At 67.6% G+C, this 7,872-nt stretch carries 9 protein-coding genes; 6 read left to right on the top strand and 3 right to left on the bottom strand.

All coding sequences use genetic code 11. The features are described from left to right. The 4 genes from Q1J95_RS12530 to Q1J95_RS12545 all read left to right on the top strand — a co-directional run. Positions 1 to 638: ABC transporter permease (locus tag Q1J95_RS12530; RefSeq protein ID WP_300268044.1), on the top strand; the 638-nt coding region annotated here is incomplete at its 5' end. Beyond that, positions 638 to 1,504 carry an ABC transporter permease gene (locus Q1J95_RS12535; protein ID WP_300268045.1) on the top strand — a complete coding sequence of 289 codons (867 nt, stop codon included), beginning with the start codon at positions 638 to 640 and terminating at the stop codon, positions 1,502 to 1,504. The genes Q1J95_RS12530 and Q1J95_RS12535, both read left to right, overlap by 1 nt. Next, the gene (locus Q1J95_RS12540) at positions 1,501 to 2,298 is read left to right on the top strand and encodes an ABC transporter ATP-binding protein (RefSeq protein WP_300268047.1); all 798 of its coding nucleotides are present in this window, start codon (positions 1,501 to 1,503) and stop codon (positions 2,296 to 2,298) included. Before Q1J95_RS12535 ends, Q1J95_RS12540 begins: the two co-directional genes overlap by 4 nt. Further along, positions 2,295 to 3,107, top strand: coding sequence for an ATP-binding cassette domain-containing protein (locus Q1J95_RS12545; RefSeq protein WP_300268048.1), 813 nt, complete (start codon positions 2,295 to 2,297; stop codon positions 3,105 to 3,107). The genes Q1J95_RS12540 and Q1J95_RS12545 overlap by 4 nt, the downstream gene beginning before the upstream one ends. Here Q1J95_RS12545 and Q1J95_RS12550 read toward each other — a convergent pair. The 3 genes from Q1J95_RS12550 to Q1J95_RS12560 are packed head-to-tail and all read right to left on the bottom strand — an operon-like array spanning position 3,067 to position 5,198. Then, the gene (locus tag Q1J95_RS12550; RefSeq protein ID WP_300268050.1) at positions 3,067 to 3,678 is read right to left on the bottom strand and encodes a GNAT family N-acetyltransferase; all 612 of its coding nucleotides are present in this window, start codon (positions 3,676 to 3,678) and stop codon (positions 3,067 to 3,069) included. The two genes, Q1J95_RS12545 and Q1J95_RS12550, sit on opposite strands and share 41 nt — an antisense overlap. A 4-nt stretch (positions 3,679 to 3,682) precedes the next feature. Then, positions 3,683 to 4,402 carry a uracil-DNA glycosylase gene (locus tag Q1J95_RS12555; RefSeq protein ID WP_300268057.1) on the bottom strand — a complete coding sequence of 240 codons (720 nt, stop codon included), beginning with the start codon at positions 4,400 to 4,402 and terminating at the stop codon, positions 3,683 to 3,685. A 10-nt stretch (positions 4,403 to 4,412) separates the two neighbouring features. Continuing rightward, the gene (locus tag Q1J95_RS12560; RefSeq protein WP_300268052.1) at positions 4,413 to 5,198 is read right to left on the bottom strand and encodes an SDR family oxidoreductase; all 786 of its coding nucleotides are present in this window, start codon (positions 5,196 to 5,198) and stop codon (positions 4,413 to 4,415) included. 150 nt (positions 5,199 to 5,348) lie between these two features. Between Q1J95_RS12560 and Q1J95_RS12565 the strand changes: the two genes are divergently transcribed. Together Q1J95_RS12565 and Q1J95_RS12570 are read left to right on the top strand one after the other, a co-directional pair. After that, positions 5,349 to 6,671 (top strand): bifunctional o-acetylhomoserine/o-acetylserine sulfhydrylase, encoded by a 1,323-nt coding sequence (locus Q1J95_RS12565; protein WP_300268055.1) that lies wholly within the window; start codon positions 5,349 to 5,351, stop codon positions 6,669 to 6,671. 142 nt (positions 6,672 to 6,813) lie between these two features. Then, the coding region (locus Q1J95_RS12570; RefSeq protein ID WP_300268056.1) for a homoserine O-acetyltransferase at positions 6,814 to 7,872 on the top strand (1,059 nt) is incomplete at its 3' end.

Below are 7,872 nucleotides of genomic sequence, written 5' to 3' on the forward strand. Positions count from 1 at the left end.
CGCTCGTGATCGCTCTGCTGATCGCCGTCCCCTTCGGGATCGTGTCCGCCGTGCTGCGCGGCCGCTCCGGCGGAACTGCCCTCAACGTCACAGCGCAGACGCTCGCGGCCGTGCCGGTGATCTGGGCCGGCATGATGCTCATCGTCGTCTTCTCGGTGTGGCTCGGCTGGCTGCCGGCCCAGGGATTCCCGCGCGGCGGGTGGGATCAGCCCTGGCAGGCCTTCAGGTCATTGCTGCTTCCGGCGCTGACGATCGGGATCGTCGAGGGGGCGATGCTGCTGCGCTTCGTTCGCAGCGCGACCCTGCAGGCCCGCGGCCAGGACTTCGTACGCACCGCAGCCGCCAAGGGACTCAGCCGCAACCGCGCCCTCATCCAGCACGGCATCCCCGCCGTCGGCCTGTCGATCGTGACCGTCCTCGGCCTGCAGGTCGCCGGCATCATCGTCGGCTCCGTCATCATCGAGCAGCTGTTCACCCTGCCCGGCATCGGACGGATGCTGGTAGCCGATGTCGGTACGCGCGATCTGGTGAAGGTGCAGAGCGAGCTGCTCGTGCTCACCGGTCTTGTGCTCGTGGTCGGCTTCATCGTCGATCTCATCCATCACATCGTTGATCCTCGGCAGAGGGAGGCCGCCTGATGCCCCGCTGGCTGCGTTCGCTCTGGCAGAGCTCGACCGGCCGCTTCGGCCTGATTACGGTCATCGTGATCGCCGCCGTCGCCGCTGTCGCCGGGTTCTGGACGCCCTTCGATCCGCTCAACACCGATATCCCGAACCGCTGGGGAGCGCCGGGCTGGCCGCACCTGCTCGGAACCGACGGCACGGGCCGCGACATCCTGAGCCTCATCATGGCGGGCGCCCGCACAACCGTCTTCGTCAGCGTCGGTGCCGGCATCGTCGCCACCATCGTCGGCATCGCGCTCGCAGCGCTCGGCGCACTCACCGCACGCTGGATGCGCGAAAGCGTGGCCGTGCTCGTCGACATCCTCATCGCCTTCCCTGTGCTGATCATCGCCATGATGATCTCCTCGGTGTGGGGCGGGTCGCTGTGGGTCGTGATCTGGGCTGTCGGAATCGGCTTCGGCGTCAATATCGCCCGCGTGACGCGGCCCGAGCTGCGGCGTGTGCAGCAGAGTGACTTCGTGCTCGCGGGGAAGGCTGCCGGGCTCACGACGTCGCAGAACCTGCTTCGGCATCTGCTTCCCAACGTCGCCCCCGTGTTCATCGTGCAGCTGTCGTGGTCGATGGCCGTAGCCGTTCTCGCCGAAGCCGGTTTCTCCTACCTCGGCTTCGGGGCGTCCATCGTCGAACCGTCGTGGGGGATCCTCCTGGCCGATCTGCAGCGGTACATCAGCATCCATCCGCTCTCGGTGATCTGGCCGGGCGCAGCCATCACCATCACGGTGCTCGCACTGAACCTCCTCGGCGACGCACTGCGGGAGGCGACCGACCCGACCCTGCAACAGCGCTCGGCTGAGCTGCACACCCCGGCGGTGGTCGCGTGAGCCTCATCGTCACCGACCTCGTGGTCGACATCAATGGACGTCGCGTGGTCGACGGGGTCTCCTTCGAGGTGCCCGACGGCGCCAGAGTCGGGCTCATCGGCGAATCCGGCTCCGGAAAATCTCTGACGGCTCTGGCCGTTCTCGGCCTGCTTCCTGACGGCGCGCGCGCCAGCGGCAGCATCCGATGGAATGACATCGAGCTGATCGGCATGCCCGACCGCGAACTCGCCCGCTTCCGCGGCGACGACATCGGCATCATCTTTCAGGAGCCGCGCACGGCGCTGAACCCGATCAGGACCGTCGGCAGGCAGATCGCCGAATCCGTGCGCATCCACACCGGGGCGAGACGCCGCGAAGCGCACGAGCGCGCCATCGTCGAGGCCGGGCGCGTGCACCTGAGCGATCCGGAATCGATCGTGCGGAAATACCCGCACCAGCTCTCCGGCGGCCAGCGCCAGCGCGTCGCGATCGCGATGGCCCTCGCCTGCCGCCCGCGCCTGCTCATCGCGGACGAACCGACGACGGCGCTGGATGTGACGATCCAGGCCGAGATCCTGAGACTTCTGCTGTCGCTCACCGACGAGCACGGCATGTCGATGATGTTCATCACACACGATCTCGCCGTGCTCGCGCAGGTCGCCACGCACGGCATCGTGCTCGATGAGGGACGGGTGATCGAGAGCGCGCCCGTCTCGACGCTGCTGACGGCTCCGACATCGCCCATCACGCAGGCGCTTCTGCGTGATGCGACCGCGACGCTCTGGCGTCCGCGCGGGGAAGGCGGCGGCGCATGAGCCTCATCCAGGCGCGCGGGCTGAGTCGTGCATTTCCGCTGCCGCGGCGCACGCTGTTCGAACGCGCGAGCGCGCAGACAGCGCTGCATCCCACCGACCTCGACATCGCCGCCGGTGAGGCGGTCGGCCTGATCGGCGAGTCCGGTTCGGGCAAGTCCACCCTCGTTCGATTGCTGCTGGGGCTGGACCGCCCGACTTCCGGCACCGTCTCAATCGACGGACGAACCGTCGACGTGTCGCAGTCGGCCAAGCGGCTGCACTGGCTACGGCGACAGACCGGGATCGTCTTTCAAGATCCCTATGCCTCGCTGGATCCACGGATGAGCGCGGCGCAGCTCATCCGCGAGCCCCTCTGGGCCCTCGGCACCGAGGGCGATCATGATGCCCGCGTGCGCGAGGTGCTGATCCAGGTGGGCCTGGAGCCCGAGATGGCAGATCGCTACCCGCACGAGTTCTCCGGCGGCCAGCGCCAGCGCGTCGCCATCGCCCGTGCGATCGCGCATCGGCCACGAATCCTCGTCGGTGATGAGCCGCTCTCCGCCCTCGATGTCACCGTGCGGGCGCAGATTCTCGAGCTGCTCCAGCAATTGCTCGAACAAGAGCAGCTCACGCTGATCATCGTCTCGCACGATATCGGCGTCGTGCAGAATCTCTGCACGACCGTGGCCGTGATGAAGGACGGCCGGATCGTCGAACGCGGTTCGACGGACGACGTGCTGCTGAATCCGCAGCACGACTACACGCGCACGCTCCTCGCGGCGATTCCGGTCATCCCCGACGCGACGAGCGACGGCGCGGACGCGGAGTGAGCGACTTCTGCAGGTAAACCGTTCCCAGCGACCGGCCGAACTTGAATCCCACCCGGCCCATTCGCCCCACCTCGACGAAACCGAACTTCTCGTGCAGGCGGATGGATGCCTCAGCACCGGTATCGCTGATGACGGCCACGATCTCCCGCAGTCGAGCCTGCTCGCAGGCGTCGATGAGCGCTTGCATGAGCGCCGTCCCCAATCCCTTGCCGCCAGCCCCCGGGCCCAGATAGATCGAGAGCTCGGCTGTGTACCGAAACGCGGATTTCGACGCCCACGGCTGCACGAGCGCATAGCCGATCACCTGGTTCGACGGTGTCACCGCGACGAGGAACGGCAGCTTCACCGTCGACAGCTGTGCGAGCTTCTGCCGCCATGCGCGGTGCGTGCTGCGTTTCTCGTCGAAGGTGACCACCGAGTTCGCGACGTAGTGGTTGTAGATCTCGCGCACATCGGGCAGATCGCCGGCACGAGCCGGACGGATCGTGTACGCGAAGACGTCGGGGGCCGGTGCCGGGGCGCGCAGGTGGCGCGGCAATCGTCGTCTGCGGTCGCCGGGCTCGAATTGCATGGAGTCAGAATAGTGTCGGCTGGGCCACAGCATGCGCATCGTCGCCATCGACGCGCCAGTCGATCGGCGAGGCCTGCTGCGCAGCCAACAGCTCATTGACGCGGGAGAACGGCCGCGAGCCGAAGAACCCGCGCCGTGCCGACAGCGGTGACGGATGCGCCGACGCGATGATCGGAGTTTCGCCCAGCAGCGGGGCGAGGCCGGCGGCATCGCGACCCCAGAGGATCGCGACCAGCGGGGCTTCGCGTGCCGCCAAGGTCCTGATGGCCAGCTCGGTCACCTGCTCCCACCCCCAGCCGCGGTGGGATCCTGCCGCGCCGGGGCGCACCGTGAGCACCCGATTCAGCAGCATAACCCCCTGCTCGCTCCACGCTGTGAGATCGCCGTGCGAAGCCGGCGGTATGCCGAGATCGCTCTCGCGCTCGCGGTACATGTTCGCCAGGCTCCGCGGCACCGGTCGCACGCTGCGATCGACCGCGAAGGAGAGACCGACCGGATGCCCTGGCGTCGGGTAGGGATCTTGACCGGTGATGAGCACGCGCACATCACCGAGCGGCCTCTGAAACGCCCGCAGAACTTGATGCTCGGCCGGAAGAAAACCCTCGGGGTCGTGACGCAGCCGTTCGCCGATCTCGCCGATCTCGTCGGCGAGAGGTGCCAGCGCCTGCGCCCAGTCGCGGTCGATCAGCCCCTCCTCTGCCAGCTCGGGCAGCGGACGGATCAGCACCGGAGTCTCAGTCGTCGTCACCGCGAACACGCAGGGGGCCGCGCGCGAGCAGGTGCTGTGCCGACTGGGCGACGGGCCGCATGGTGATCAGGTCGAGATTCACCCGCCCGGGCGTCTCGAGAGCGTAGCCGATCACATCGGCGACGTCATCGGCGATGAGGGGTTCTTCGACACCGGCGTAGACGGAGTCTGCGGCCACCCGGTCTCCGCCGAGGCGGTTGAGGGTGAACTCCTCGGTATGCACCAGTCCCGGGGCCACCTCGACCACGCGCAGCGGCTCGCCGTTGAGCTCCTGACGCAGGGCATGCACGATCATCGACTCAGCCGCCTTGGCCGCGTTGTAGCCGCCACCGCCCGGATAGGCGACCTGCGCCGCCGTCGAGGTGACGAACACGAGGTCTGCGTGCCCGTCGGCCTCAGCGGCAGCCCGCAGCGCGGGCAGCAGAGCCGCCACGAGACGCTGCGTGGCGAGCACGTTCACGTCGTACATCCACTGCCAGTCGTCGGTGCTGCCGTCTTCGACACGGTCTGTGCCGCGCGCACCGCCGGCGACCTGCACGAGCGCGTGCACGGGGCCGGTTTCCTCCAGCTCGGCGACCAGAGCGGCGACGGCATCCGCATCGGTGAGATCGCACGAGACGGCCGCCGCGCCGGTCTCGTTCACAACCTCTTGCAGGCGATCCGCGCGTCTGGCGACGCCGACCACCTCCCACCCGCGCGAGCGAAGTCCGCGAACAGTCGCTGCGCCGATACCGGAACTCGCACCTGTGACCACTGCACGTCTGATCGTCATGCCTCCACCGTACGACCTTTTCGCATGATCTCCGCGTCGGCCGATATTACGTAACATTTCCCGACGCTTGTTGACACGTGCGTGCTCTGCGTACAGTCGCACCAACGGCATCCGCCATACCCGACTTCAATTCGTTCCAGGGGGAACAACATGTCCGCACCGGAAACCTGGCGTTTCGAGACCAAGCAGATCCACTCCGGCGCCGCGCCCGACCCTGTCACCAAGTCGCGCGCCACGCCGATCTACCAGACCACGTCGTATGTCTTCGACAACGCCGACCACGCCGCGAACCTGTTCGCCCTGGCCGAGTTCGGCAACATCTACACGCGCATCCAGAACCCGACCCAGGACGTCCTGGAACAGCGTCTGGCCGCGCTAGAGGGCGGCACGGGCGCACTGGTGCTCTCGAGCGGTCAGGCGGCTTCGACCTTCGCGATCCTGAACATCGCCGAGGCCGGCGACCACTTCGTCGCATCCAGCTCGATCTACGGCGGAACGTACAACCTGTTCAAGTACACCCTCGCCAAGCTCGGCATCGAGGTCACCTTCGTCGAGAATCAGGACGACCCCGACGAGTGGCGCGCCGCCATCCGCCCGAACACCAAGCTGCTGTTCGGCGAGACGATCGGCAACCCCCGCATCAACGTCCTCGACATCCGCACGATCGCCGACATCGCACACGAGAACGGCGTTCCGCTCATCGTCGACAACACGATCGCGACGCCGTTCCTGCTACGCCCGTTCGAGCACGGCGCCGACATCGTCGTGCATTCGGTCACGAAGTTCCTCGGTGGCCACGGCACCACGATCGGCGGCGCTGTCATCGACGGCGGCACGTTCGAGTGGTCGAAGAACGTCGAGAAGTTCCCCGGCCTCACTGAGCCCGATCCCTCGTACCACGGCGCCAGCTACACGACCGCCGTCGGCGACCCGCTCGCCTACATCATCAAGGCGCGCGTGCAGCTGCTGCGTGACCTCGGCTCCGCTATCTCGCCGCAGAGCGCCTGGAACCTCATCCAGGGCATCGAGACGCTGTCGCTGCGCGTCGAGCGTCACGTGCAGAACGCGCAGGAGATCGCCGAATGGCTCGAGAACAACGATGACGTGGCATCGGTGAACTACTCGGGTCTGCCCTCGTCGCCGTGGTACGCCAAGGCCAACGAGTACCTGCCGAGCGGCGTCGGCGCGGTGCTGTCGTTCGAGCTCAAGGGGGGCGTCGAAGCCGGCCGCGAGTTCGTCAACAGCCTGTCGCTGTTCAGTCACCTCGCCAACATCGGCGATGTGCGCTCGCTCGTCATCCACCCCGCGTCGACGACGCACTCGCAGCTCTCGCCCGAGCAGCAGCTCACCGCGGGTGTCACCCCGGGCCTGGTGCGCCTCTCGGTGGGTCTGGAGAACATCGACGACCTCAAGACCGACCTCGAGCAGGCTCTGGCTGCAGCACGTCGCGTCTCGGAGGCCGCTCGCGCCTGAGCATTCGGTTCTCGACAGCGAGATTGCATTGTGCGGGCGAGACCCGTCGCTTTCCGCGGCGTTTCATCCGCACAATGCAATCTCAGCGGAGCGCACATGTAACGTGCGCCCATGAGCGCGCGCGACAGGCGACAATGGAGGCATGGACTGGCAGAGCACCTCCGAAGACACCGTGCCCTCGGCCCGGGTGACGGCGGCTGATGCTCGACTGCTGCGCGCGCGCCCTCCGGTCACCGGCGCCTGGCGCGACGGCGATCCGGTCGGCGGCAGAAAGTTCGCCCGTTTCGGCCCGTTCCGCACCGAGAACGGCGTCGAGCTTCCCCACATCCGGGTGGCGTATGAGACGTGGGGCGAACTCAACGAGGCCCGTGACAATGCGATCCTCGTGCTGCATGCGCTCACCGGCGACAGCCACGTGCGCGGTGAGGCCGGAGCGGGGCACCCCACAGCCGGATGGTGGAACGACATCGTCGGCCCGGGCGCGGCGCTCGACACCGACCGCTGGTGCGTGATCGCGCCGAACATGCTCGGCGGATGCCAGGGCTCCACCGGCCCTGCCAGCATCGCCCCCGACGGCTACGAATGGGCTTCGCGCTTTCCGTACCTCACGATCCGTGATCAAGTGGCGGCCCAGGTGCTGTTGGCAGATTCGCTGGGAATCGAGCGCTTCTCGGCGGTCGTGGGCGGCTCGATGGGCGGCATGCACGCGCTGGAGTGGGCCGTCACCCACCCCGAGCGGGTCGAGCGGCTGGCTGTGCTGTCGTCTCCCCCGGTCAACACGGCAGACCAGATCGCTCTGAACTCGGTGCAGCTGGAGGCCATCCGCATCGACCCGAGCTATCAGGGCGGCGAGTACTACGACCTCTCCGACGGAGAGGGCCCCCACCGCGGCCTGGCACTGGCGCGCCGCATGGCGCTGCTGAACTACCGCAGTCCGATCGAGCTGAATCAGCGCTTCCAGCGCTCCTGGCAGTCCGGGCTCTCACCGCTCGGGCAGGGTGGGCGTTTCGCCGTCGAGAGCTACCTCGACTTCCACGGCAACAAGTTCACGCGCCGCTTCGACGCCAACAGCTACATCACGGTCGTCGAGGCCATGAGCTCGCACGATGTCGGCCGCGGACGCGGCGGCGTCGAAGAGGCCCTCCAGGCCGTGACCGCCACCACGCTCGTGCTCGGAATCGACACCGACCGGCTGTTCCCC

It is taken from the genome of Microbacterium sp. (genome assembly GCF_029263575.1).
In the GTDB taxonomy this organism is placed as follows: domain Bacteria; phylum Actinomycetota; class Actinomycetes; order Actinomycetales; family Microbacteriaceae; genus Microbacterium.